The 25,835-nt window shown below is 62.0% G+C and carries 23 protein-coding genes; 7 read left to right on the top strand and 16 right to left on the bottom strand.

The window, feature by feature from the left end:
• The 12 genes from ACPYOP_RS23795 to cydD form a co-directional block, all read right to left on the bottom strand.
• The coding region (locus ACPYOP_RS23795) for a dihydrodipicolinate synthase family protein (RefSeq protein ID WP_481412741.1) at positions 1–329 on the bottom strand (329 nt) is incomplete at its 3' end.
• A gap of 20 nt (positions 330–349) precedes the next feature.
• Positions 350–1,225, bottom strand: coding sequence for an ABC transporter permease (locus ACPYOP_RS23800; protein ID WP_481412742.1), 876 nt, complete (start codon positions 1,223–1,225; stop codon positions 350–352).
• A gap of 1 nt (position 1,226) precedes the next feature.
• Positions 1,227–2,186 carry an ABC transporter permease gene (locus ACPYOP_RS23805; RefSeq protein WP_481412743.1) on the bottom strand — a complete coding sequence of 320 codons (960 nt, stop codon included), beginning with the start codon at positions 2,184–2,186 and terminating at the stop codon, positions 1,227–1,229.
• Positions 2,187–2,238: 52 nt separating this feature from the next.
• On the bottom strand, positions 2,239–3,822 hold the full coding sequence (locus ACPYOP_RS23810; RefSeq protein WP_481412744.1) for an ABC transporter substrate-binding protein: 1,584 nt from the start codon (positions 3,820–3,822) through the stop codon (positions 2,239–2,241).
• Between the two features lie 28 nt (positions 3,823–3,850).
• A complete protein-coding gene (locus ACPYOP_RS23815) occupies positions 3,851–4,561 on the bottom strand; it encodes a FadR/GntR family transcriptional regulator (RefSeq protein ID WP_481412745.1) in 711 nt (236 codons plus the stop codon).
• 183 nt (positions 4,562–4,744) lie between these two features.
• Positions 4,745–5,149, bottom strand: coding sequence for a DUF983 domain-containing protein (locus ACPYOP_RS23820; protein WP_481412746.1), 405 nt, complete (start codon positions 5,147–5,149; stop codon positions 4,745–4,747).
• Between the two features lie 291 nt (positions 5,150–5,440).
• Positions 5,441–6,841: an aminotransferase-like domain-containing protein gene (locus ACPYOP_RS23825; protein WP_481412747.1), complete on the bottom strand. Its 1,401-nt coding sequence runs from the start codon at positions 6,839–6,841 to the stop codon at positions 5,441–5,443.
• Between the two features lie 248 nt (positions 6,842–7,089).
• Entirely contained in the window at positions 7,090–7,215 is a 126-nt protein-coding gene (cydX, locus tag ACPYOP_RS23830; protein ID WP_481412748.1) for a cytochrome bd-I oxidase subunit CydX, read from the bottom strand.
• An 18-nt stretch (positions 7,216–7,233) separates the two neighbouring features.
• The gene (cydB, locus tag ACPYOP_RS23835) at positions 7,234–8,388 is read right to left on the bottom strand and encodes a cytochrome d ubiquinol oxidase subunit II (RefSeq protein WP_481412749.1); all 1,155 of its coding nucleotides are present in this window, start codon (positions 8,386–8,388) and stop codon (positions 7,234–7,236) included.
• 6 nt (positions 8,389–8,394) lie between these two features.
• On the bottom strand, positions 8,395–9,990 hold the full coding sequence (locus ACPYOP_RS23840; RefSeq protein WP_481412750.1) for a cytochrome ubiquinol oxidase subunit I: 1,596 nt from the start codon (positions 9,988–9,990) through the stop codon (positions 8,395–8,397).
• Positions 9,991–10,069: 79 nt separating this feature from the next.
• Entirely contained in the window at positions 10,070–11,752 is a 1,683-nt protein-coding gene (cydC, locus tag ACPYOP_RS23845) for a thiol reductant ABC exporter subunit CydC (protein ID WP_481412751.1), read from the bottom strand.
• Entirely contained in the window at positions 11,749–13,473 is a 1,725-nt protein-coding gene (cydD, locus tag ACPYOP_RS23850; protein WP_481412793.1) for a thiol reductant ABC exporter subunit CydD, read from the bottom strand. Before cydD ends, cydC begins: the two co-directional genes overlap by 4 nt.
• Positions 13,474–14,099: 626 nt before the next feature.
• Between cydD and ACPYOP_RS23855 the strand changes: the two genes are divergently transcribed.
• From ACPYOP_RS23855 to ACPYOP_RS23875, 5 genes are all read left to right on the top strand, one after another.
• Positions 14,100–14,555, top strand: a complete 456-nt coding sequence (locus tag ACPYOP_RS23855; protein WP_481412752.1) for a universal stress protein — start codon at positions 14,100–14,102, stop codon at positions 14,553–14,555.
• A 117-nt stretch (positions 14,556–14,672) separates the two neighbouring features.
• On the top strand, positions 14,673–15,929 hold the full coding sequence (locus ACPYOP_RS23860) for an arsenic transporter (protein WP_481412753.1): 1,257 nt from the start codon (positions 14,673–14,675) through the stop codon (positions 15,927–15,929).
• 56 nt (positions 15,930–15,985) lie between these two features.
• Positions 15,986–16,588, top strand: a complete 603-nt coding sequence (locus tag ACPYOP_RS23865; protein ID WP_481412754.1) for a TetR/AcrR family transcriptional regulator — start codon at positions 15,986–15,988, stop codon at positions 16,586–16,588.
• Between the two features lie 41 nt (positions 16,589–16,629).
• Positions 16,630–17,607, top strand: a complete 978-nt coding sequence (locus tag ACPYOP_RS23870) for a zinc-binding dehydrogenase (RefSeq protein WP_481412755.1) — start codon at positions 16,630–16,632, stop codon at positions 17,605–17,607.
• Between the two features lie 151 nt (positions 17,608–17,758).
• On the top strand, positions 17,759–20,095 hold the full coding sequence (locus tag ACPYOP_RS23875; protein ID WP_481412756.1) for a heavy metal translocating P-type ATPase: 2,337 nt from the start codon (positions 17,759–17,761) through the stop codon (positions 20,093–20,095).
• Between the two features lie 67 nt (positions 20,096–20,162).
• On the opposite strand, the gene ACPYOP_RS23880 is transcribed toward ACPYOP_RS23875, so the two are convergent.
• Positions 20,163–20,957: an AraC family transcriptional regulator gene (locus ACPYOP_RS23880; protein WP_481412757.1), complete on the bottom strand. Its 795-nt coding sequence runs from the start codon at positions 20,955–20,957 to the stop codon at positions 20,163–20,165.
• A gap of 118 nt (positions 20,958–21,075) precedes the next feature.
• Here ACPYOP_RS23880 and ACPYOP_RS23885 point away from each other — a divergent pair, with 118 nt between their 5' ends.
• Positions 21,076–22,266, top strand: a complete 1,191-nt coding sequence (locus tag ACPYOP_RS23885; protein WP_481412758.1) for an FAD-dependent oxidoreductase — start codon at positions 21,076–21,078, stop codon at positions 22,264–22,266.
• Positions 22,267–22,276: 10 nt separating this feature from the next.
• Positions 22,277–22,702 (top strand): hypothetical protein, encoded by a 426-nt coding sequence (locus ACPYOP_RS23890; RefSeq protein ID WP_481412759.1) that lies wholly within the window; start codon positions 22,277–22,279, stop codon positions 22,700–22,702.
• A 71-nt stretch (positions 22,703–22,773) separates the two neighbouring features.
• Here the strand turns inward: ACPYOP_RS23890 and ACPYOP_RS23895 are convergent, their stop codons facing one another.
• The 3 genes from ACPYOP_RS23895 to ACPYOP_RS23905 form a co-directional block, all read right to left on the bottom strand.
• A complete protein-coding gene (locus ACPYOP_RS23895) occupies positions 22,774–23,814 on the bottom strand; it encodes an LLM class flavin-dependent oxidoreductase (protein WP_481412760.1) in 1,041 nt (346 codons plus the stop codon).
• 12 nt (positions 23,815–23,826) lie between these two features.
• Positions 23,827–24,738, bottom strand: coding sequence for an ABC transporter substrate-binding protein (locus tag ACPYOP_RS23900; protein WP_481412794.1), 912 nt, complete (start codon positions 24,736–24,738; stop codon positions 23,827–23,829).
• Positions 24,739–24,842: 104 nt separating this feature from the next.
• Positions 24,843–25,787 carry an ABC transporter substrate-binding protein gene (locus ACPYOP_RS23905; protein WP_481412761.1) on the bottom strand — a complete coding sequence of 315 codons (945 nt, stop codon included), beginning with the start codon at positions 25,785–25,787 and terminating at the stop codon, positions 24,843–24,845.
• Positions 25,788–25,835: the final 48 nt, after the last annotated feature.

Consider the following 25,835-nt stretch of genomic DNA (forward strand, 5'->3'; position numbering starts at 1 on the left):
GTGTAGAAGGGAGCGGTAACGACGACGGCATCAGCCCCGGCCTCTTTTGCGATTTTCGAATGGGCGACGACGCGGTCGGTCGCGGGGTCTATGACACCGACCAGCAGCGGCACCCGGCCGTTCACGACCTTGGCGGAATGTTCGATGATCTCGCGCCGCGTCTTTTCGTCATAGAAGACGACTTCGCTGGTGGAGCCCAGCACGAAGACGCCGTGGCAACCGCCATCGATCAGATGTTCCAGCACCCGCGTATAGGATGCGTAATCCACGGTGAAATCGCCGTTCAGCGGCGTTACGACGGGAGGCACCACGCCCTTGAATTTGCTCATTTTCTCTTTCTTTCCTGGGTTCAATGAAGTTCGGCGCGCGGATCGAAGGCATCCCTCAATCCGTCGCCGATGAAATTGATGGCAAGGACGGCAAGAACCAGTGCGGCGCCGGGAAACAGCCATTGCCAGGGATATTGTTCGAGAACGGCGGTGGAGCGGGCCGCGTTCAGCATGTTGCCCCAGCTCGCCGCGGGCGGCGCAATGCCGAGCCCGAGAAAGGAAAGTCCGGCTTCCAAAAGGATGGCGTTCGCCACCTGCGTCGTGGCGTAAACCACCAGAATATCGATGCAGTTCGGCATGCCGTGACGCAGCAGCAGGTGCGGCAGCCCAGCGCCCATGCCACGCGCCGCCGTCACGAAGTCACGCTCGCGCAGTTCCAGCAGCCTTGAGCGCACCATGCGGGCAAGCAGCGGCCAGGACAGCAGCGATATGACTGCTATCGTCGGCAAAATGCCCGTACCGGTGATGGAGGCCAGCACCAGCAGGAAGATCACCGGCGGCAAGGTCATGACCAGATCGACGAAGCGCATGCTGAGCGCATCCGCCCAGCGCCCGGCAAAAGCCGAAACGAAGCCGAACAGGAAGCCGATAACAGCCGAAATGGCAGTGGAACCTGCCGCGACCATCAGCGATATGCGTCCGCCTTCGAGCACTCTGGCAAAGACGTCGCGCCCAACGCCATCCGTTCCGAACCAATGGGTTGCATTGGGTGGTGCATTCATGGCCAGGAGATCGATGTCGTTGGGCTGGAACCGCCACCATAGCGGATAGGTGGCGATCAGCAGCAGCATGGGCATGGCGATGCAGACGCCGAACAAGGCGGCCCCGTTCAGCCGGAAACGGTCGAGCGCGCGGGCCAGCGGGCCATGGCTTGGTCGTTCGGTTCGCGCCAGCATCTCAGCCAACCTTGATGCGCGGATCGATCACCGCATAGGCGATATCGGTCAGCAGGTTGACGAGGATGACGCAGGCGCCGATGACAAGCGTCGCTCCCATGATGACCGGATAGTCGCGGGACGTGACGGCATCGACCAGCAGCAGGCCCATGCCCGGCCAGTTGAAGACGCTTTCGACGAAGATCGCGCCACCGATCGCAAGGCCGATGGTCGAGCCAATGACGGTTACGACGGGCAGCAGCGCATTGCGCAGGGCGTGCTTGACGATCACCCAGAATTCGAACACCCCCTTGGCACGCGCCGTGCGCACATAGTCCTGATTGAGGACTTCCAGCAGCGACGCCCGCATGTAGCGCATGATGAGCGCGGCTTGGGCGATCGCCAGAAGTGCAGCCGGCAGGATGAGATGCCGAAGCAAGTCGCCGACGGAAAAATCCTCGCCGGGCGTCAGCATGCCGCCCGAGGGCAGCCAGCCGAGACGCACGGCGAAGATATAGAGGCCGACGAGCGCGCTCAGAAAAGCCGGGCTCGATATGCCGGCCAATGCCAGGACGGAAAGCGAGAGATCCGTCAGCGAATTGCGCCTGACGGCGCCGACGACGCCTGCGGCAATGCCGGCGATGATCGCTATGATCAAGGCCGAGCCCATCAGCAGCACCGTCGGTCCGATGCGTGACAGCACCAGCGTCGAGACCGGTTGATCCAGCCGCTTGACGGAATAGCCGAGATTGCCCTGCAGTGCCTGTTGCAGCCAGCCGATATATTGCAGCGACAGCGGTCGATCCAGTCCGAGGCGCTCGCGCAGGTCGGCCATTGCGGCGGGAGACAAGGGCGTGCTCGGATCGATATAGGCATCGATCGGATCGCCCGGCGTCAGCCGCAACAGGACGAAGACCAGCATGCTCAAGGCGACGAGCATGCCGATGCCGATCACAAGACGCCTGAGACCATAGTGAAGCATATCGAGCCTATGTTTCGAGGAGGCGCCAGCCGCGCTACGACCGGCCGAAAACCTAGTTTACGAGCTTCCACGCTTCCGGGTGCGCGATGTAGGGCCCGCCGCCGGGCGCCGGCGTCCAGACGAAATCCTTCACCTTGGACGAAACCACGCCATAGCGGTTCGCCACCCACATGGTCGCCCAGGGCAGGTCCTTGTTCATGACCTTGCAGACATCCTGGTAGCGCTGGTCGCGCTTGCCGGCATCCGTCTCGGCAATGGCGGCATCGAGCGCCTTGGTCAGATCGGGCATGCGCGCGCGCACCACATTGGCGCCTGCCGGCGGGATCTGCTTTTCATTGAGCCCGGTATTGATGTTGCTTGGATCAGGCCCGTTCTGCAGGCCGGCATAGACGAGCTGGAACTGCGATGTATCGGCATTGGGATTGAGCACGATGCCGTTATAGGTCGGCGCATCGACGGCGCGCGGCACGACATTGATGCCGACCTGCGCCAGCATGGCCTGCACCGCCGCCAACACGTTCGTCGCAAGCGGCGTGTTGTAATAGGTCAGCAAGGCGATCGGCTTGCCGCCGTTGATCTTGTCCCAGCCGGCTTCGTCGAGCAATTGCTTGGCCTTGGCCGGATCGTAGGGATAGGCTTCGACGCCATCCGGAACCAGCTGATCGGCGACATAGGCGCAGTTGGCCGGTTTTGCCGCTCCGCCATAAAGGCTCTTGATGATGGCATCGCGATTGATGGCGTGCATGACGGCCTGACGGACGCGGAGATCCTTCCACAGTGGCGAATCCTGGTTGAAACCCAGATAGTTGACGACGAAGGAATCGCCCTCGATGACCCGGAAGGACTTGTCGCCCTTGAAGGTCGGCACATCGTTGGAATCGACATAGGTGAACTGGATCTCGCCTGCCCGCAGCGCCGAGATCGCGGCGGCGGGATTGGCGAAATAGCGGTTGATCAGCCGATCGAGAACGGGTTTGCCGCCGCGATAATCCGGGTTGGCGGTGAGTTCGACATACTGATCCTGCACATATTTGACGAACTTGAACGGACCTGTCCCGATCGGCGATGTCGACCACCAGGTGCTCTTCGCGAGCTGATCGGCCGGCACGGCGGCAAGCAGATGCTCGGGCAGCACCATGATCTTGGCCAGGGTATCCAAGAGGCTCGCGGACGGCGCCGAAAGCTTGACGACGAGTGTATGATCGTCGGGCGTCTCGACCGATGACAGGAGTTTAAACCGGGCGGCAAAGACCGAACCGGTCTTGGAATTGGCGGCAAGGTCGATGGTGAACTTGGCGTCCTTGGCCGTGAACGCCTTGCCATCGTGCCACTTGGTGTCGGCAAGCTTGAACGAATAGGTCAATTGATCCGGGCTCACCTCATAGGAGGAAGCAAGCACGCCGACGATCTTCTGCAGCTTTTCGTCGTAACTGACCAACGGTTCGAAATAATTACTGAGCCAGGTGAGACCGGCGGTTGCCGCCAGGGGATTGAAGTTGCCCTGAAAACCGCCGGGACCGACATCGAAACCGCCCGACATGGTTGCGGCGGCGGCAGGAGCAGCCATACCGCTCAAAACAGTGGCCGACATCAACGCTCCCAACGCGATTACCGGCAGATGAAAAGCTTTCCTCATTGTGATTCTCCTCCCTTGTTTGCGGTCGCTATTCTTTCTTGTTGTTGGCGATCACCTGTGAAATTCCCTCGTAGTGACGGTCGAGGCGCATGCGCACCTTCTTGAGATTTCTGGATTCCAGCGCGTCGACGATGGCCTCGTGGTCCCGCCAGGTGGCCACGGGATCGACATTCTCCAGATCGAAAAAGCGGGAAGCCTTATAGAAGGCGAGCCAGAACACATCGATCAGGCGAACGAATGTCTCGTTGCCCTGGCAGCGAAACAGCAGCCGGTGAAAAAGCTGGTCGTCCTCTGCAAAGGGCTCGCCACGCTCGGCGTGAGCACGCATGCGGTCGGTGGTGGCGCGCAGCTCGGCCAGATCCTCAGCCCCGATCATCTCCAGCGTCTTGCCGATCAGGCCGACTTCGAGTGTGCGGCGGATTTCCAGCACCTCCTCCATATGCCGAAGCGCATCGCCGAGCCCGTAGGCGAGATTGTCGAGCAGCGGCGCAAAGGAAAAGGCTTTGACGAAAATGCCTATGCCGCGGCGCGTCTCCAGCACACCGAGAGATTCCAGCGCCTTGATGCCTTCACGAAGGGAGTTGCGGCTGACGCCCAATTGCACCGCAAGCTCACCTTCCGCCGGCAGCATGGTGCCGGCCTGAAGACCGTTGTCCGCGATGTAACTGCGCAAGCTTTCCTGCACGGAGACATGCAGCAATGGCGCGCGCGTCAAAGGCTGCATCACTTTGCCGACCATAGAACGGGCTCCCATAGAGATCGGCAATGATCCTATGAACTTGTAGGATATCCGTCAAGGGGACAAGTGAGTAAACAATACCCCCGCGGGCGGTTGTGCAAAACCCGGCCCGCCAGAGCGACCAAGGCGATAATCTTCACGTCAAACGATGGGCTGCCCCGGCTTGGGAGGTGGTGCCGGCGCTCAGTTCGCCCCGTGCGACATATCCGTCTCCGGCAAACGAACGAGCTTGCCCTCCTCAGCCTTGTAGAAATACTGGCTGGCAACCAGCCATCCCTTCAGCGGCCGTAGCGGCGGAATGCAGGTCGCCAGCATGAATGGCCCGGTTACCAGGAACTGGACCCAGATCGGCGCCGAGAAGGCAACCTCCAACCACACGCCGAGAAGCACGCTCGGAATGCAGGCGAAACAGATGACGAAGAAAGCCGGCCCATCGGCAGGATCGGCAAAGGAATAGTCGAGGCCGCAGGCCTCGCATTGTTTGCGCAGCGTCAAAAATCCATCGAACAAACGCCCTTGTCCGCAACGAGGGCAACGGCAACGAAGGCCGGTCTGAACCGGGTTCAGCGGCGGATATTCAGTTTCCATGGCGGGCATCACTCCTGAAACAGCGTTCTTTGCTAGCGCGATCAATGTCGCGCATTGCATGCATTCAATATAGTTACAATGAATGCAGACAAAGAGTCCATTCGTCAGAGTGACGCAGTAGATCACCGGCGAAAACATCACCGAGCCAGACGCGCGATCGGTAGCGAAACTGCAGGTTTTAGAGCCGGATGATTTTAGGTCCGTTCGACCTAAAATCTGAATCCGCTCTAGAATCAAAGAAATAGAGCGTGATGTCGTCCGAAAACTGCCTGCACTTTTCGGCATCACGCTCTAGAAGAACGACGCCGCCATTTCCGGCGGCCCCTCCAGCGCATGCGCCATGAAGTCCAGCGCGCCCTTCAAGGCCTCACGGCCGATCGGGCCACCGAGGGAAACACGCGCGGCTTCGGGCGCGATGCCCTCCACCGTGAAGGCATCGCTTGCGACAACGCCGATGCCCGCATTGCGCATGTGGCTGGCAAAAGTGGCGCGCGTCCAGCCGTTGCCCAAGGGCAGCCAGATATTGAAGCTGATGGGATCGGCGCGATAACTCTTGGAAGGCAATATGTCCGTCACCATCTTCTGGCGGGCGGCCGCCTCCGTGCGAATGAAGCGTAGAATGCCATCGGCGGTGCCGTCCTCGATCCAGCGTGTGGCAAGCGCCATATTGAGCGGCGACGCCATGACATTGCTGCTCCGCATTGCGCTTGCGAAGGGCCATATCGACTTGGTGTCCGGCGCCACGACGAAGGCAAGGCGAAGCCCGGCACCGATGCACTTCGCCAATCCCCCGATATGCCAGGTCATATCCGGCGCAACCGCAGCCATTGGCGGCGGTGCGTCCAGCGGAATGAAGCCATAGGCATCGTCCTCGATGATCGGTACGCGATATCTGCGAGCGACGGCGGCAATCGCCTCGCGACGCTTGAGCGGAATGGTCAGCGTCGTCGGGTTCTGCAGGGTGGGATTGAGATAGAGCGCTTTCGGTTGGCGGCGCTGGCAATGCTCGGCAAAAGCATCCGGCAAAATGCCTTCCTCGTCCATCGGCAGCCCGACGAGATTAAGCCGGAGTTGGGCCGCGATCGAGCGCATGCCGGGATAGGTGATATTTTCCGAAAGCACGGTTTCCCCAGGCTTGGCCAACAGACCGAAGATCGCCAGCAAGGCTGGATGAGCGCCGGGCGTCACGAAGATGCGATCCTGGGATGGGGTCAGCCCACGCCGGCCAAGCCAGACGGCAGCGGCTTCCTTGTCCATGCCCGAACCACCGAAGCCTTGATAGCGCAACAGCGGAATGAGATCGGCCGCGACCACGGACAGCCCTTCCCGCATGCGGGCGACGAGATCCGGGTCGCTCGGCTCCGGTGGCAGGTTCATCGACAAGTCGATCGCCGCGGCGCGGCGCGGATCCGAAGCGGCATCGAGGATCGAGCCGCGCTCCCGCTCCTGTCTTCCGGTCACGAAAGTCCCGCGTCCGACATGGGAATCCACAAGACCGCGTTTTTGGGCCTCGACATAGCCCCGCGCCACGGTCGTGAAATCGATGTTGAGGCGCTTGGCAAGCACGCGCTGCGGCGGCAACCTGTCGCCGGCGGCGAGAACGCCGCTGCGCAAGTCCATTTCGATCAGGTCGGCGATGGCGATGTAGCGGGGACTGGAGGAGCGACTGAGATCGGGATGCCAGTTTTTCATTTCATGCTCCGCGCCGGAATCGGTCCGCAATCGCGATCGGACCATTATTGACTGCATATCATTGCATACAATTCATATCAAATGGAACTATCGGCTCGGATTTAAGTCTCCGGCACTGTCATATGCCACGGCATTTCCGATTGACTGCATGGCGGTGGAAGAAAACCATTCGCACGATAACGGCACGCCGGCCCCAGCCGGCATGCCAATCATCTGACAGGACGCCTTTTAGACAGGGGTCGTGTAGCTCACGTCTCTTGAGCGCGGGCCGCTTTCGCCTTCGCTTGATCATCCATGAGTTCGTACCACATGGCGTTGAGAACCGCGAAAGCTGCGGCGAGGGGAAAGCCGAGAAGCCAGGCAAAGTACCACATGCAAAATCTCCTTCAGGATCAGTAGGCGTGACCGCTCTTGTCGTTGACCGCCTTCTCGTCGACCTTGCCCCACAGCACCCGATAGACCCAGGCGGTGTAAGCCAGGATCATCGGCAGGAAGATGATGGTGACGACAAGCATAATGAACAGCGTCAGATGACTGGATGACGAGTCCCAAACCGTCAGGCTGGAGCGCGGATCGAGCGAGGACGGCAAGAGGAAGGGAAACATCGACAGTCCCACGGTCGAGATGATGCCGAAGATGGCAAGCTTGCTGAAGAGCAGCACGGTGACTTCACGCCGGCCGAGCATTGCAAGCAAAGCTGCCGCCGCACCGACGAAGCCAAGGACCGGGGCGATCATCATCCACGGATGCGCATTGTAATTAGCAAGCCATGCTCCCGCACTATGCTCGACCGTCTTCAACAACGGATTGGACGGCCCTTGGGGATCGACAGCACTTGCAATGTGATAGCCGTCGATGCCCATCCACAGGAACAGGCCACCAAGAGCAAAGAGCACGATGACGGCCAGGGCCGCCAAAGTGCCATAGCGGCGAGCGCGTTCGGCAACCGTGCCATCCGTCTTCACCTGCAGCCAGGCTGCGCCATGCATGACGAGCATGGCGACCGACAAAAGGCCGCAAAGGAGAGCATAGGGGTTTAGAAGCGCGAAGAAGGAGCCTTCGTAGAAGATGCGCATATCGTTATCGAAGCGGAATGGCACGCCCTGCAGCACATTGCCGACGGCGACGCCGAAGATCAGCGAGGGCACGAAGCCGCCGATGAACAAGGCCCAATCCCAACCGGCTTTCCAGCCGGCACCGTCCCGCTTCGATCGATATTTGAAGGCGACCGGCCGCAGGATCAAGGCAAACAGGATGGCGAACATGGCGAGGTAGAAGCCGGAGAAGGAAACGGCATAAAGCGGCGGCCAGGCGGCGAAGATCGCGCCGCCCCCCAGGATCAGCCAGACCTGATTGCCTTCCCAGGTCGGGCCGATCGAATTGATGGCAATGCGCCGTTCCGTATCCGTCCTGGCGACGAAGGGAAGGAGTGTGCCGACACCGAGGTCGAAACCGTCGGTCACGGCAAAGCCGATGAGCAGCACGCCGAGAAGCAGCCACCAGATGATGCGCAGGGTTTCGTAGTCGATCAATTCATGCAGGATCATGGCAGGTCACTCCGCAGCCGGAACGAGGTTTTCGGAAATCAGCTTGGCCTCCGGCACGTCATCCGGTTCGGGGCCTTTGCGGATCGCCTTGATCATCAAGGTCATCTCGATGACGATGAGCACGGTATAAAGCGCGGCAAAGCCGAGGATGGTCAGGAGCACCGTGCCGGCGCCGAGATTGGAGACGGCCGCGGCCGTCGGCAGCACGCCTTCGATGATCCATGGCTGGCGGCCGAATTCAGCGACCACCCAGCCAAGCTCGATCGCGACCCATGGCAACGGTATGGCAAAGACCGCGATCCGCAGCAGGGTTGGATATCGATCGAGTTTCCGCCGCGCCGAGAGCCAGAAGAACACGGTCATCAGCAGGATGAAGAACATGCCGAGGCCGACCATGATGCGGAAAGACCAGAAGAGCGTCGGCACATGCGGGATGGTATCGCGGGCGGCCTGGGCGATCTGCTCTTCCGTCGCCTGGCGCGGATCATCGACATAACGCTTCAAAAGCAGCGCATAGCCGAGTTCGTGGCCGATATCCTCGAAGGAGGTGCGGGCAGTGGCGACGTCCTGCGAAGCCCCGCCCGGCGTCGCCGGCTTGGCCGCGCGGATCTTCGTCAGCGCGTCATAAGCCTTGATACCCTGGCGAATATGGTCCTTTGCCTGTTCCTCGAGCTTGTCGATGCCGGCGATTTCCGTCGTCAGCGACCGCGTGCCGATCAGGCCCATGGCCCAGGGGATATGGATGGCATAGTGGGTTTCGCGCGCCTCCTGATCCGGAAAGCCGAAGGCGGTGAAGGCGGCCGGCGCCGGCTCGGTCTTCCACATGGCCTCGATCGCCGCGAGCTTCATCTTCTGATGCTCGGTCGTCAGGTAGCCGCTCTCGTCACCCAGCACGACGACCGACAGCGCGGAAGCGAGACCGAAAGACGCGGCAACCGTCATCGAGCGTTTTGCGAGCTCGACGCTGCGGCCATTGATGAGATACCAGGCCGAAACACCGAGCACAAAGACCGAGGCACAGACGTAGCCGGCCGAGACAGTATGGACGAACTTCGCCTGCGCCACGGGATTGAAGAGAACATCGAAGAAGCTGACGATCTCCATGCGCATGGTCTGCGGGTTGAGCGCCGAGCCTGCCGGGTTCTGCATCCAGCCATTGGCGATCAGGATCCACAGCGCCGAGAAGTTCGATCCCAGCGCCACCGCCCAGGTGGCGACCAGGTGGCCGACCTTGGAGAGCTTGTCCCAGCCGAAGAAGAACAGGCCGACAAAGGTCGCCTCGAGGAAGAAGGCCATCAACCCTTCGATTGCCAGCGGCGCCCCGAAAATATCGCCGACATAATAGCTGTAATAGCTCCAGTTCATGCCGAACTGGAACTCCATGACGATGCCGGTTGCGACGCCGAGCACGAAGTTGATGCCGAAGAGCGTCCCCCAGAATTTCGTCATCTGCCGCCAGATCTGGCGGCCGGTCATGACATAGGTCGTTTCCATGATGGCAAGCAGCACGGAAAGGCCGAGCGTCAACGGCACAAATAAGAAGTGATACAGCGCCGTCATGGCAAACTGCAGGCGCGATAGCGCCACGATATCTAGTTCCATAGTCTTTCTCCCACCCCCTACGGTGTGTCTGACAGGAATGCGACGCCATTCGACGCGCCGCGGGCATGTTGGGTACCCCTCAATCCGGCCGCAGCCGGTCGAGAAGCATTTCGAATTCCGGTGTGCCGCGCCGCGCGCTGGCGGCGATCCGTCCGCCGTCCAGAAGCACGATGCGGTCCGCCAAAGCGGCCTCACGACGAATATGCGTGGCGATGACGAGGCTCCGCCCTTCGGCGGCTGCGGCCAGCCGCGCAAGTACGGCGCGGGCTGTCGCGGCATCGAGGCCTTCCGTCGGCTCATCGAGCAGCCAGAGCGGGGTATCGCGCAGCAGAAGCCTTGCGAGCGCCAGCCGGCGAAGCTGACCGCCGGACAAGCCGCCGCCGCCTTCGCCGAGACAGGTCGAAAGGCCGTGCGGCAGCGCCTTGATATCCTCAAGCAAGCCGGCCGCTGCGAGCGCGCCGCGCAAGTGGCTATCGCCGGCACAAGGGTCCGCGAGCTTCAGATTGCCCCGCACCGTGTCCTGAAACAGCTCCGTGCGTTGGGTCAGCATCGCCCCCGGCAGGCTCGCCACCGAACCACTGGCGGCGATTTCGCCGGCGAGCAGGGCCAGCAACGTCGTTTTGCCGACGCCGCTCTGCCCGATGATCGCCAGCCGCTCGCCGACTGCCAGCGACAAGGAGACGTCCTTCAAGACGGCTGCGCCATTATGACCGGCGACGACGCCGGCAAGTTGGAATGCATAGCCTGCCTGTGGTTCGATAGGCTTCAGCGGCGCAGTGACCGGGTTCAGTCGCGGTGCGATACGCTTTGCGGCGAGCAAGGTTCGCCCGAGTTCGAGAGCTCCTCGCCTCATCGCCGCGAACGGCTCGGTCGCGGCAAAGGCAATGAGCAGCGCAAAAGCCGCCGCGGGCGCACCGATCGTCCCCTGCTTGGCAAGAAAGGCGACGGTCAAAAGCGTGGCGGTCAATAGCGCAGTCGAGCCGAGCGAGAAGCCGGCTGCGACGGCGCTGTCGATGCGATTCAGATCATTATCCGCCCTGGCCAGCCGCGCGTCGGCTTCGGCAATCGCAGCGCGCTGCGCCTGCAATTGCCCGACCATTGCGAGATCGGTCTGGCCGGCAACAAGATCGATGGCCCGCGCACGCAATGCCTCCATCGCATGGGCGCGACGACGGCCCGGCTTCAGCGCCAAACGTCCGGCAACAAGCGAAAGACCAAAACAGAGCGCGACGAGCCAGACTCCCGCTATCAGCCCAAGCCACGGATCGATGAAGCTGAGGGCGATCGTCACGGAGACGGCGGCAAGGACGGCGACGGCAGCCGGTACAAGCACGCGCAGGTAGAGGGAGTCGAGCGCATCGACATCATTCGTCAACCGGAACAGCAGCTTAGCCGGCCGGCGGATCATTGCTGCCGCGGCACCCGGCTCTGCCCAGCCGCGAAACAGCCGTTCGCGCAGGGCCGTGAGAACCCTCAGCGTCGCGTCATGCGTGACGAGCCGTTCGCCGTAGCGGGCAGCCGTGCGGCCGATTGCAAGCATGCGTATGCCGGCCGAAGGTGCGAAGACGTCGAAGATCACGGCACTTGCGACGGTCAAGCCCGCAAAGGCCGACGCCGTTATGAACCAGCCGGACAATCCCAGCAATCCGCCGCCGGCGAGCATCGCCAGCACGGAGAGCGCGGCGCCAAGGGCCAGGCTCGCACCACGCTCGCGCCAGAACAGGCCGATGAGCGGAAGCAGACTTTTGAGTGAACGCATCATGCCGCCACCTTCCGTCCCTGCTCGTCGAGCCGGACAATGCGATGCATGCGCGCCGCAAGCGCCGGGTCATGCGTTGCCACGATCAGGACCCGCCCCTCGGCGAGAGCGAACAGCGCATCCGTCACGGCGGCTGCCGTTTGTGCATCGAGATGCGCGGTCGGTTCGTCGGCAAGGATGATATCGGCCCTCTCATCGACCATCATGCGTGCCAGCGCCAGTCGCAGCGCTTCGCCACCGGAAAGGCCAAGCCCTCCCTCGCCGACCGCCGACACCCGTTCCGGCGTGAAGATGCGATCGAGAGCAACGCCTTCGAGAGCCTCGGCGACGGCTGCGGCATCGATGCCCGCGCGTCCGAGCGCAACATTGCGCTTCACGCTGCCGGCAAAAACGTGCGGCTGCTGGCCGATCCAGGCCATGCGGCGGCGCAGTGCATCCGCGGTCTCGTCGCGCAGCGGAATGCCTCCGATCCGGATCACGCCGGCATCCTGCCGCGCGAGACCAGCGATCAACGACAGAAGCGTGGTCTTGCCAGAACCGCTTGCGCCCCACAGCGCCACGTGTTCTCCCGGCGCGACCGAAAGATCGAAATGATCGATGGCAGCCTCCCGCTCCGGCCGATGCCGGAAGACCAGGCCTTCGATCTCGACCGACGCATTGCCGGTGGATGTCGGCGTCTGCCGATCTCCGCCACCGACGATCGTTTGTTGCGGCGAGGCCAACTCCTTGAGGGCCGAAAGTGCCGCTTCGCCGCTGGCGCGGTCATGCCAGACGGCAGACAATTCGCGCAACGGTTCGAAAAAGGCCGGCGCAAGCAGGAGAATGAAGAGCCCCTGCGTCAGCGTAAGACGGCCTTCCCAGGTGCCGATCTCGATCGAGCCCAGCAGGCTGAAACCGACATAGACGGCCGTTGCGGCAACGCCGAGCGCGGCGAAGAATTCGAGCACCGCCGAAGAGAGGAATGCGATCCTCAATACCGCCATGGTCCGGATGCGCAGCGACTCCGCGTCACCGCGCAGGCGCTGCGCCGTGGCATCGACGGCGTCGAGCGCGCGGATGGTCGCGAGGCCGCGCAGACGGTCGAGCAGGAAGGCATTGATGCCGCCGGTTTCGGCAAGCTGCTTTTCGCTGGCAGCCTTGGCTCGCCAGCCGATCAGCGCCATGAAAATCGGGATGAGTGGCGCGCACAGCGTCAGGATCAAGGCGGCGAGCCACGAGATCGGCAAAATGCAGACAAGCATTACCAGCGGCACGATGCTCGCCTTCATGCGGACCGGGCGAAACCGGGCGAGATAGGGAACGACCGACTCGGCCTGCTCGCCCAAGACGCTTGCCGCCATGCCGGATGCCGGCCTGCCGCTATCCAAGGGCGAATGCAACGCAAGCGCCTTGGTCGCGGCGGCGCGGCGAAGGCTCAACTCGCGGCGCGCGGCCCGAAATGCCAGCCGCCCCCCGGCCGCATCCAACCCAGCGCGCAGGACGCCAATGCCGGCCACGACGGCTGCCGGGATCGCGACATCGGCAACCCTACCGCCTTGGCTGATCGCACCCACGCCGATAGCGAGCATCGCCGCCTGCCCTATCCAGCCGAGCGACGACAGACATTGCAACACCGAAGCCAAGCCGAGACCACGACACTTTTCGGTCGTTGGGGCAACCGCGGCACCGGCAGCGGCTGGGCTCCCCGCCGAAGCGGGATTTGCAGCCTTGCGTCTTTCCAACATTCCATCGGTGGCGGAGGAAGCTGTCACGTGAGCCCATCCTTTCCAATCTGTGCCATCAAGGAGGGTCCGCCGACATGTGATGACCGACAGGTCTGCATCGCAGACACCTCGGTCTTCGTCGAACCCAGAACGCACTTGCCGCAATCGACGATATCGGAGCCCCAATATGACTGGCTTTCCACCTCTTGTCAGCGACAAGGATAGCGAAAGCCGTCTCGCCGAAGGGTTGAGCCCGCGGCAAGTTGTTCACGAAATGGTTCTAAAACAAATTGTGCACTGCGCAAAAGCGTGCAGGATGTCGCAGGGCGCCTATCCAACGATGGCAGATTGACGCAGAAGCCAATGATATTTCTGAGGTCTGATCAAAACAGCACACCGGGTAATACCCGTCTTGCCCTTTTGCAGCGCAGCAATTCGAAGGCGCTCTTCGTTCCTGGGAGGGACGGGATCAAATCTGTGCAAATGGCGAAGCAGACGGCGATTGAAAGCACGGACAGCGGCCAAAAGGCCCATTCGGCTAACAATCATCGCCGAATCAACGAGCACGCGTCATACTGCCGGTGACGGCCGCCGCGGTTGCAGACAGAGTTTACAGACCGCTTCGGCACAGACTTGGGGAGAGTGGAATGTACGAGAAAATTATCTGCGCAATAGGATTGGGATCCCGCGAGCGCGCCGAACGTCTATTGCGCACCTCCCATGCCCTTCTGTCGCCGGGCGGGGAGCTGGTCGTGGTTCATGTGATCGAGCGTTTCCCCTCAGGCAGCGAGAGCCCGGACAATTGGGCTGTGTCCGTCATCAAGGAAGCGGAAGACAAGCTCGATGCACTTTGCAGGCGGCTCGGCATTGCCGCGTCGATAGAAGTGCGCACCGGCACCGCATCGAGAACCTTGCTGACGGTCGCGCAGGAGAAGAAGGCCGATCTCATCGTACTTGCAACCCATACTTCCGATATTCTCGACCGCATCTTCGGCTCGACCGTCGAATATGTCATCCGGCATGCGGAATGTTCCGTCCTCGTCGAGCGCGCCGACAAATCACATGATACTGCGGCGAAAGAGGCGGGAGCGAAAAAGGCTTAGCCTCTGACGACGTCGTCCGGCCGACGGGCTTCCGGGGAAGCCGCGCTGAAATTGGGTTTGCGCTCCGGCGCCGTGGTGCTACATATCCGCTCCCTTTCGATATCCAAGACGAGCCGAATGACTGAATCCGCCATCACCTGGAGCATTGCCGGCCTGACGGCCCTCGGTGTCGTCACACGCCCGTTCCGCTGGCCTGAAGCGATCTGGGCGGTTCTCGGCGCGGCGGTTCTCCTCGCCTTCCGGCTGATCGGCCCGGCCGACGTTTGGGCGGGTGTATCCAAAGGTGTCGATGTCTATCTGTTCCTGATCGGCATGATGCTTCTGTCGGAGCTGGCGCGGCGCGAAGGGCTTTTCGACTGGGTCGCCGCGATCGCCACCTCGCATGCCAAGGGATCGCCCCGCAGGCTGTTTGTACTCGTCTATGGCGTCGGCGTCGTCGTCACGGTCTTTTTGTCGAACGATGCCACGGCCGTGGTGCTCACGCCGGCCGTTTATGCCGCGTGCCGTGCGGCGCGGGTGAAGGATCCCATGCCTTACCTGCTGGTCTGCGCTTTTATCGCCAACGCCGCCAGTTTCGTGCTGCCGATCTCCAATCCGGCTAACCTCGTTATCTTTGCCGGCGGCGAAATGCCGCCTCTGTCGCGATGGATGCAGACCTTCCTGCTGCCGTCGATCGTCTCGATTATCGTGACCTTCGCCTGCCTCTATTGGACACAAAGGCGCGCGCTGGCCGAAGACACGATCGCACGCGATGTCGGGGAACCTTCCCTTTCACACACAGCCCGGCTGGCTGGATGGGGGCTTGTGGTCACCGCTCTGGTGCTGATCGCGGCGTCGGCCATGAATTTCGACCTCGGAATACCGACATTTGCCGCAGGCGTCATCACCACGGTCATCGTTCTCGCGCTCACACGGCAAAGCCCGATCGAGACGTTACGCGGCATAAGCTGGAGCGTCTTGCCCCTGGTGGCAGGCCTCTTCGTGATCGTCGAAGCGGTCAATCACACCGGCCTGACCGCGCTTCTATCCGAAAAGCTCGCATCGCTTGCCGCACAATCCCAGACGCAGGCGATCGGAGCCGCCGGTTTTTCGGTTGCGCTCATCTCCAATCTCGTCAACAACCTGCCAGCCGGCCTTTTCGCCGGCAGCGCGGTGCAGGCGGCCCATGTTCCCGATTCCATTGCCGGCGCGGTGTTGATCGGCGTCGACCTTGGCCCCAACCTTTCGGTAACCGGCTCGCTTGCCACCATCCTCTGGCTCGCTGCCCTTCGTCGCGAAGGGCTCCACATGGGAGCGCTTGCCTTCCTGAGGATCGGCGCCATCGTTATGCTCCCCGCCCTGATCCTCTCGCTTGCAACGCTCGCGCTGATCTGACGTCAAATAACATCGAGTTTATAGACGACCGGTCGATTATTTGTTACGCACCGCTCATGGTGACAAAGAAGAAATCAGAGCTCACTCGGAGCCATATCCTCGCGATCGGGCGGGAGTTGGTGCTGCGCAAGGGTTTCGGAGGCGTCGGCCTGAAAGAACTGCTCGAGCAGAGCGCCGTGCCGAAAGGGTCGTTCTATTATTATTTCGCATCGAAGGAAGCCTTCGGCTGTGCGCTATTAAAGCAATATTGCTCTGACTATGCGGAGCGCCTCGATGCACTCTTCGGCTGGAACGGCAATGGCCGCCAACGCGTGATGCACTATTGGAATGCCTGGCTCTCCGATGGCGGCAGCGCAAGCCTTGCCGACCGGTGCCTTGTGGTAAAGCTTGCCGCTGAAATCTCCGACCTCTCAGACAATATGCGCGTCATCCTGCTCGGTGGCGTCGAGGATCTCCTTCGCCGCCTCACCAAGACGATTACAGAAGGACGCGAGGACGGTTCCATTTCACCATCCTGCATCCCGGAAAAAACAGCCCGTTCACTCTATAGTCTCTGGCTCGGGGCGGCGATCCTGGCGAAGCTCGGCAAAGACAGGACGCCGCTCGACCAGGCCATGTTTGCCACGGAACAAGCCCTTTCCGCACCCGGCGGCCTTTGATCCACCACAGGAACAGCATGTCAACACGCAAGGAATACAAAATGCGCAGTGCCATCCACGATGTCTTCGGCGACCCGGCAGACGTCCTTTATCTGGCCGACATGCCGCTGCCGGAACCGGCCGCGGGAGACGTGCGCATTCGCACCATTCTTTCGCCGATCCACAATCATGACCTTTGGACGGTGCGCGGCGCTTACGGCTATAAGCCTGTACTGCCGGCGATCGGCGGCAGCGAGGCGGTCGGCTTCGTCGATGCCGTTGGAGCGGGCGTCGACAAGACGCTGATCGGCAAGCGCGTCGTTGCCGCCGGTGTGCATGGCACCTGGGCCGAACAATTCACGGCGCCGGCGGCCAGTCTCGTCCCCGTGCCCGACGTCATTACCGACGAGGCCGCGGCACAGCTGATCGCCATGCCGTTCAGCGCCATCTCCCTTCTGGAATCCCTCAATGTCGAGCGCGGAGACTGGATCATCCAGAATGCCGCCAACGGCGCGGTCGGCAAGACGCTCGCCATGCTGGCCCGCAGCCGCGGCATCCATATGATCAATCTTGTTCGGCGCGACGGCGGCATTGACGAGCTGTCGGCATTCGGTATCGAAAACGCCGTGTCGACCGCTGCCTCTGAATGGAAGGCGAAAGTGCGCGCCATGATCGGCGATGCGCCGATCCGCGCCGCGGTGGACTCAGTGGGAGGCGTTGCGAGCAATGACCTCGCCGACTTGCTGGGCGAAAACGGGCTGCTGGTGTCCTTCGGCACGGCGGCCGGCAAGCCGATGCAGATCGCCTCGAGGGCTGTCATCTTCAAGCAGCTGACGATCAAGGGTTTCTGGGGCATCAAGGTCAGCGCCGCCATGTCGGCCGACGAGCGTCGGCGGCTTATCAGCGAGCTGATCGCGCGGGTCGCGTCCGGTGAGGTCAAGCTGCCGGTGGAAGCCGCCTATGACATCACGGAAATCGCACAGGCGGTGAAGTCTTCGCTGGCGCCCGGCAAGGCCGGCAAAGTTCTGCTGAAGCTGTAATTTCCCTGTGTCAGCGTTCACCGCCCGCAGGCCCTGCGGGCGGCATAGGCTTAAGCGTCAGCCATCCCGCAAGAATCTGCAAAATGGTTCTTGTTCCTCTAGTAGCTAGAGGATGTAGCAATGGTTCCGACAGCAAAATCGGAACCGGAAGATGACGCCAACAACACAACAGAGCCGCTATCGCGTGGAAGGCATGGATTGCGCTTCCTGCGCCGCGAAAATCGACACGGCCGTTCGCCGCCTGCAGGGCGTGGAGGACGTCTCCGTTTCGGTCACGGCGGGCACGATGACCGTCAGGCATCAGGGCGATCCCGACCTGCTGCCAAGCATTGCAAAGCGCGTCTCAGGCCTGGGCTACAAGGTTTTCCCGCTCCCGCAAAGCAACGTTCCCGCGCCCAAGGCGGCGGCGGATGATCATGCCTGCGGCTGTGGCCACGATCATCACGATCACAAGCCGGATGCCCACGATCACGACCATCGGGCGCGCGACCATGACCACGGCGCTTACGAACATGGTACAGCTGGCCATAAGCACGATCACGCAGAGCATGGTCACGCATCGGAAGAGGCGGATGCGGCCGGCCTTCACGGTCACGATCACGGCCCAACCTCCGGCCCTTGGTGGAAATCGGCCAAGGGGCGGCTAACCGTCGCGACCGGCGTCGCCGTGGCGGCGGCCTGGGGCATCGGCAAGCTCGTTCCCGCGCTCGATGCCTGGATCTTTACCGCCGCCATGCTTGTGGGCCTATTGCCGATTGCCAGGCGCGCCTTCATGGCCGCAAGAATGGGAACGCCATTCTCGATCGAAATGCTGATGACGATCGCAGCCATCGGCGCCGTTATCATCGGCGCCAGCGAAGAGGCGGCAGCCGTGGTCTTCCTGTTCCTGATCGGTGAACTGCTGGAAGGCGTTGCGGCCGGCAAGGCACGCGCCAGCATTCAATCCCTGACGGATCTGGTGCCCAAGACCGCGCTCATCGAGGAAAATGGCAAGACCCGCGAAGTGCAGGCCGAGAGCCTTGCCGTCGGTGCCGTCATCCTGGTGCGCCCCGGCGACCGCATTCCGGCCGACGGCCTCATCCTCTCCGGCGAAAGCGCCATCGACGAGGCGCCGGTGACAGGCGAAAGCACGCCCGCGCGCAAGGGCACGGATGCGACCGTCTTTGCCGGTACGGTCAATGGCGATGCCGCGCTGCGCGTCCGCGTGACTGCGGCCGCGTCAGACAACACCATCGCCCGCGTCGTCAAGCTGGTCGAGGAGGCGCAGGAATCGAAGGCGCCGACTGAGCGCTTCATCGATCGCTTCTCCCGTTATTACACGCCCGGCGTCGTTGTTGTCGGCGCGCTCGTCGCCATCGTCCCTCCCCTGTTCCTCGGCGGCAGCTGGGGCGAGTGGGTCTACAAAGGCCTTGCGATCCTGCTGATCGGCTGCCCCTGTGCTCTCGTCATTTCGACGCCGGCGGCGATTGCCGCTTCGCTCTCCTCCGGCGCTCGGCGCGGCCTGCTGCTGAAGGGCGGCGCCGTGCTCGAAAATATCGGCAAGGTCACCGCCGTTGCCTTCGACAAGACGGGGACGCTGACCGAAGGCAAGCCCAAGGTCACCGATATTATCGGCCTCGGCATGAGCGATTCGGACGCGCTGCGGCTGGCAGCCGCGCTCGAAACCGGCTCCAGCCATCCGCTTGCCCGCGCAATCCTCGACCGTGCAACCGAAGCCGGAACTGATATCCCTCGGGTCATCGATGCGAAAGCGATCGGCGGCAAGGGTGTGAGCGGAATGGTGGATGGCATCGAGGTGTTCCTCGGATCGCCGCTGGCGGCAGCGGACAGGGTTTCGTTGACCCCGGAACAATCGGCCCGGATCGCAGCACTCAACAACGAAGGGAAGACCGTCTCCGTTCTCATTACCAAGGGAACCGCCGCCGGCCTGCTCGCCATGCGCGACGAGCCGCGCGCCGATACGGCGGCCGGCCTAAAGGCGCTGGCCGATGCGGGCATCAAGACGATCATGCTGACGGGCGACAATCAGCTCACCGCACAGGCGATCGGCAAGACGCTGAGCATCGAGGTTCGGGCGCAACTGCTGCCCGAAGACAAGCAGCGGATCGTCGGCGACCTGAAACAGCAGGGGTTTCGCGTCGCCAAGGTCGGCGATGGCATCAACGATGCGCCGGCGCTTGCAGCCGCCGATGTCGGAATTGCCATGGGCGGCGGCACCGACGTTGCGCTGGAGACGGCGGATGCCGCCGTGCTGCACGGCCGCGTCGGCGACGTTATCGAAATGATCGATCTCTCCAAGCGGACCATGAGCAACATCGGCCAGAACATCACCATCGCGCTCGGCCTGAAGGGGGTGTTCCTCGTCACCACGATCATCGGCATCACAGGACTCTGGCCGGCAATCCTGGCCGATACCGGCGCGACCGTGCTGGTCACCATGAATGCGCTGCGCCTGCTCGCCGTCAGACCACGACGGGTCACGGCCTGAAACATCCGCGGGCGCCGAACATCAAATCGGCGCCCATCCTTTCCTGCCATCGAAAATTGTAACGAGATCAAGATTTCCGAACAGTAAGATAGCGGCGCGGCGACAGGCCGAATGCTTTCCTGAACATGGCGATGAAGCTGCTGGCACTTGCATATCCCAGGCTGTCGGCCACCTCCGCGATCGGGTTTCCGGCGCTCAGATGTTCAAGCGCCAGCAGCAGCCGCGCCTGCTGCCGCCAACTGGCAAAGGACATTCCCGTTTCCGCGTTGAAAAGGCGCCTGGCCGAGCGCTCGGATATGCCCGCCCGTTGCGCCAGCGCATGAAAAGTTTCTTCGCTGGCCGGATCCCGCAGCACTGCTTCCGCGATACGGAGCACGCGACGATCCGCCGGCATCGGCAAATGCAGGCTTTCGCGCGGGGCGGCCCGCACCTCGTCCAATAAAACAGCCGCAAGGCGGCGCTGTTGCGACGAAAGCTTTTCCTCCCAATGCCATGTCGTCGCCCGGCGCACCAATGCTCGCAGCACATCGCTGACGCTGAGAACGCAGGGTGTCGTCGGCAAACCGGCGCTGGCGCCGGGCGTCAAGAGAATGCCCCAGCCGCTCAGCACGCCATTGATCCCGGCCTTGTGCTTGACCCCTGGCGGAATCCAGCCGGCGCGCTGCGGCGGCAGCAGCCACGAGCCTTCGGGCGTATCAACGCGCACCAAGCCGCTTTCGATGCAGAAGAGTTGCCCGCGCGCATGCGCATGCCAGTCATATTCCAGGGTGCCGAGACGGAAGGCGCTACCGGGTTCGTCCGACCCCCAGAAAGCTATGAGCGGCGGCCCGTCGGCACGTTCGCCGATATCTTCGATGTCCATGCTTCGTTTGGCCGTTTTGCAATATTTATAGTCCGAATGTCGTTATCATACTCTGGCCGCGCTGGGCTATCTTTCTCTCGCAAGATCGAAATCTACCAGTGAATGGAATAGAAGACCCATGCAGGACTTTCATGTCGTCATCATCGGCGCGGGTCTCGGGGGCCTGTGCCTCGCACAGGGATTGAAGCGCGCCGGTATCCGTTTTGACGTATACGAACGCGATCCGGCGGCCGATAGCCGCCTGCAAGGTTATCGCATTCGTATCGACGCAAACGGACAACAAGCGCTGGCATCATGCCTGCCGATCGCTCTGTTTGACCTCTTTCGAGCGACTGCCTCGACAAGCCCTCGATCCGCCTGCTTCCTGACCCCTCAGCTTCTGCCCGTCACGGGGCGCACGCCGACGAGTTGGGATACCGGTGAGGATGAAGACGACGCTGACCTGAGCGTCAATCGCCTGACCCTTCGCGAAATCCTGCTGTCGGGGATCGAGGATCACGTTCATTTCGGACAAGCCTTTACCCATTATCGCCGTACGGATGACGGCCGCGTCGAAGTGCAGTTCGAAGGTGCCGCCCCGGTTTCATGCAACCTGCTCGTTGGTGCCGACGGCGTGAACTCGCAAGTTCGCCGCCAGCTGGCACCCTATGCCGAGCCCTCGGATACGGGTTCCATTTGTGTTTACGGCAAGAGCGAAATGCCGCTGAACGATGCCGCCGACCTGCTTGGGGACGGAACGACGGTAATCTTTGCAGATGGGTGCACGGCGATCTTCGATGTCATGCGCTTCCGCGACGACTTTCCGAAATTTGCCGCCGGTGTTGCCCCGGATTGCAGACTGACGCCGGTGAGTGATTATCTCTACTGGGCGCTGATCGGTCCCCGCCAAAAACTGGGGTTGGAGACCTACGATCACACGCAGGATCTGCCTGTGTTGCTGAGTTCAGTCATGCGCGGCTGGCGGCCGGAGCTGAGGCAGATCATCAGCCGGAGCAAGACCGAAGCCGTGGCGGCGCTCCCCATCAGAACCGGACGCCCCGACGCCCTTTGGCCGTTCGGCGCAGTCACGCTCCTGGGCGATGCCATCCACGCGATGAGCCCCGCCGGCGGCCTTGGCGCCAATACCGCCCTCGAAGACGCCCGCATGCTGGCGCAGGTACTGGCCGAGGCCGGCAAGGAAACCAAGACAGTCTGTACGGCCTTGCTCGATTACGAGGCCGACATGCGCGAACGGGCGAGCCGCGCCATCGATACATCGGAACGCGGCGCCGCAATGCTGTTTGCAGCAATGACCGACAAGATCGCTTGAGGACAATAGCATGACAATCGAGACAACTAGCTTCATCTTTCACGATGTCTCCCTGTGGCCGATCGTGCGCCAATCGGCGAGATCCGTGCAGCCGGGCTATGCCGCACAATGGGAGCGGGAGATGGACGCCATGCTTGCCATCGCCATGCCCTTCGTCGTCATCATGGATGGCGACCAGGCAGCCGAAGATCATGAGGACCGCAAGGTCCGCGGCATATGGCTGAAGAAGAACAAGACGGCGCTTGCGGCGATTTGCAGGGCGGTGATCGGGATCGAGGCCAACCCCATCAAGCGGGCGGCGATGCAAGTGCAGATGGCACTAGCGACGAAGGCTTTCGGCACGAGAATGGATCTCGTCGCGACGCATGAGGGCGCGCTTCGGCTTGCAAAACAAATCCTCGAAGGCAGCGAAGCCGCTACCTCGCCGATCGGCTGAGGGATCTCATCGCACGGCACCATAAAGACCGGGCAGCTTATAGCCTGCCCGGTCCCACAACCATATCGACCTCAGGATGCGGACCGCCGCAGGAGCGCGGTTTCTTTCCAGCCAAGCTCCGGCGCGATCGCCGTCACAAAATCATGGAGGATCTGCCGATATTCCTCATCGTGGAATTCGTAAGGCAGTTCCAGCCGGAATTCGCTGACATGGGGCAGGATCGGATCCTTGCGTAGACGTTCGAGGATCTCATCGGATGAACCGACGATATCGCGGGCGAACAGCGTGCGCCGCTCGCCCTGCGGCGAGAGCGTGCGCTCGTGGCGGCCGGCGGCATAGTCAATATAGCGTTTGCGCGTGATCGCATCGGCGCTGTCGAAGGGCACGATGACTCGCCCGAGTGCCACCCTTCTCGTGTCGCCTCCCGACGCGCGATAGGTTTCCAGTTGGCGCGATTGCGCAACGAAGAAATCGTCTGTCTGCTCGCCCGTCGTGACGTTGCCGATCAGCAGATTGAAGCCGTTGCGGCCGGCCCATTCGGCCGAGCGCAATGAGCCGCCACCATACCAGATGCGATCGATCAACCCTTTCGCATAGGGCTGGAGGCGCGGACGCTGCGGGCCGAACGGCGTCTTGATGAGCGTATCATGATTGCCGACATACGTCCCCTTCAGATTGTCGGCAAAGCGCAGCACCCGCTGATGGGAGAAATCGTGGCTCTCCCAATCGCCGTCGAAAGCGAGAGGCCCGATCAGATCCGCATGCAGCGGACGGCCGGCGCTGAGACCGATGTTCAATCGTCCGCGTGAGAGCACATCCACGGTCGCCAGATCCTCGGCAAGCCGATAGGGGCTTTCATAGCCGATGGGTATGACCGCGGTGCCAAGCTCGATGGCGCGCGTACGCTGCGTCGCGGCAGCGAGAAAGGCACTCGCCGAGGAAATGCCGGGCTCGAGATGCCGCTGGCGAACCCAGGCACTGTTGAACCCCCGCTCTTCGCCGTGTTCGAGCAATTGCAGGGTCTGCTCCAGGCCGGCGAGCGGATCTTCATCCGGATAATTGCCTGGCGTGAGGAAGCCGATATGGCTGATCGATGGGGCTTGGCGGCTCATGCGGCTGTCTCCTCAAAATTTCGGCAGGCCCGGCGGATTGGTTTCCGATTTCGGCAATGCCTCCTCGGCAAGATGCCAATGATCGAGGATCTTTGCGTAGGTGCCATCCTTGACCAGCCCGTTGGTCGCAAGCGTCAGCGCCGCCGCAAGACCGCTGCCCTTTCGCGTGGTAATCGCGACATCCGAGCGATCCGGCCAGCCGGCGCTCAGCGTTCCCACACGCTTGATGTTCTTGTCGCGGGCGGCGATGTAGACGAGCTGGGCGTGCGGCTGCACGATGACATCGGCGCGATTGGACTGGAGGGCCAGAAGGCTTGCCGCATCGTCGTCGTAATATTGCAGCTCGATCGGCTTCAGGCCAGCTTTGACGTCTTCGTCGCTCCATTTCAGCAGGATGCGCTCCTGATTGGTGCCGGCACCGACGATGATGCGCAGGCCGGCGGCATCTTTCGGCTCCTTGATCGACAAGATCTTGCTATCCGTCTTGACGAAGAAACCATGTAGGCCCTGCCGATAGGTGGAGAAATCGAACTTCTCCTTGCGCTGCTCGGTGACGCCGACATTGGAGATGACGGCATCATATTTGCCCGAGGTCAGCCCGAGCGGCCAATCGATCCAGGCGACCGGCACCAGCTCGAGCTTGAGGCCGAGCGCATCGGCAACGGCATAGGCATAATCGGGATCGGCGCCGATCACGGTCTTCACGTCCGTCGCATAGGTCGCAAGCGGCGAGCCACCTGGCGCGACCGCGACGGTGAAGGTGCCTGGTGTCACGAACTTGAACTCCTTGGGGATGGCGGCGATCGCCGCTTCATCTTTCACCGCGTGGATGCGTCCGGGCTGTTCCGGGCTCAGATCGAAGTCTTCGGCTGCCATTGCTGGAGCAAAACCGGTCAAGGCAACTGCCACTGCGGCGGCAAGCATAGTTCTGAAAGTAGTACGGATGGTCACGGAACCTGTATCTCCAATTGCGATGGATGGGAGCGGACCGGCGCGGGCCCCACCGGCGCCGGTCCGCCCGACCAACATTACGAGCCGCTCTTCGGCAGGCCCGCGGGGTTGGTCTTGGATTGATCGACCCCTTCGGCGGTCAGGCTCCAGTGCTTCAGCACTTCGCCATACTTGCCGTCCTTGACGCGATCATTGATGGCCAGCGTGAGGGCATCGGCAAGCCCTGCGCCCTTCTTGGTCGTGACGGCAATTTCGGCCGTCAGCGGCCAGCCGCCCGAGACGGTGCCGACGAGCTTCCTGGTGCCGTTGATGGCGGCTTTATAAGCCTGCGTCGCGTTCGGATTGAATTCGACGTCGGCGCGGCCGGACTGCAGCGCGAGATCCGCGGCGGCACGGTCGTCGTAATACTGTACGTCGATCGGCTTCAAACCCGCCGCCACGTTCTGCCGGTCCCATTCGAGAATGATCTTCTCCTGGTTGGTGCCGGCACCGGTGATCACCTTGAGACCCGCGACATCCTTGGGTTCCTTGATCGAGGTGATCTTGCTGTCGGCCTTCACGTAGAAGCCGAGCACATCCCTGCGATAGGTGGAGAAATCGAATTTCAGCTTGCGCTCTTCCGTGACCGTTACGTTGGAAATGACGGCGTCATACTTGCCGGAGGAGACGCCGAGCGGCCAGTCTTCCCAGGCAACCGACACCAGCTCGAGCTGAAGCCCGAGGGAATCGGCGAGCAACTGCGCGATATCCGGATCGGCACCCACGACGGTCTTGGCGTCGGTCGCATAGGTAGCGATCGGCGGATCCCAAGCGTTGATCGCGACGGTGAACTTGCCGGGATTGACGAATTTAAAGCCCGGCGCGATCGCCTTGATCGCTGCCTCGTCCTTCTCCGCGCGGACGCGATTGGACGTATCCGGGCTCAGATTGAACTTTTCGGCAGCGGTTGCTGTGGTGCAACTCATCGCGACCGCCGTCAGAACGCCGGCGACGACATATTTCGCTCTCTCAATGAATGCCATTTCCCTTCTCCTTTTCAATTATAGGTTGCTTACCTTTTTGTCATTGTC

The organism is Rhizobium sp. KNZ2-6A (assembly GCF_056755475.1).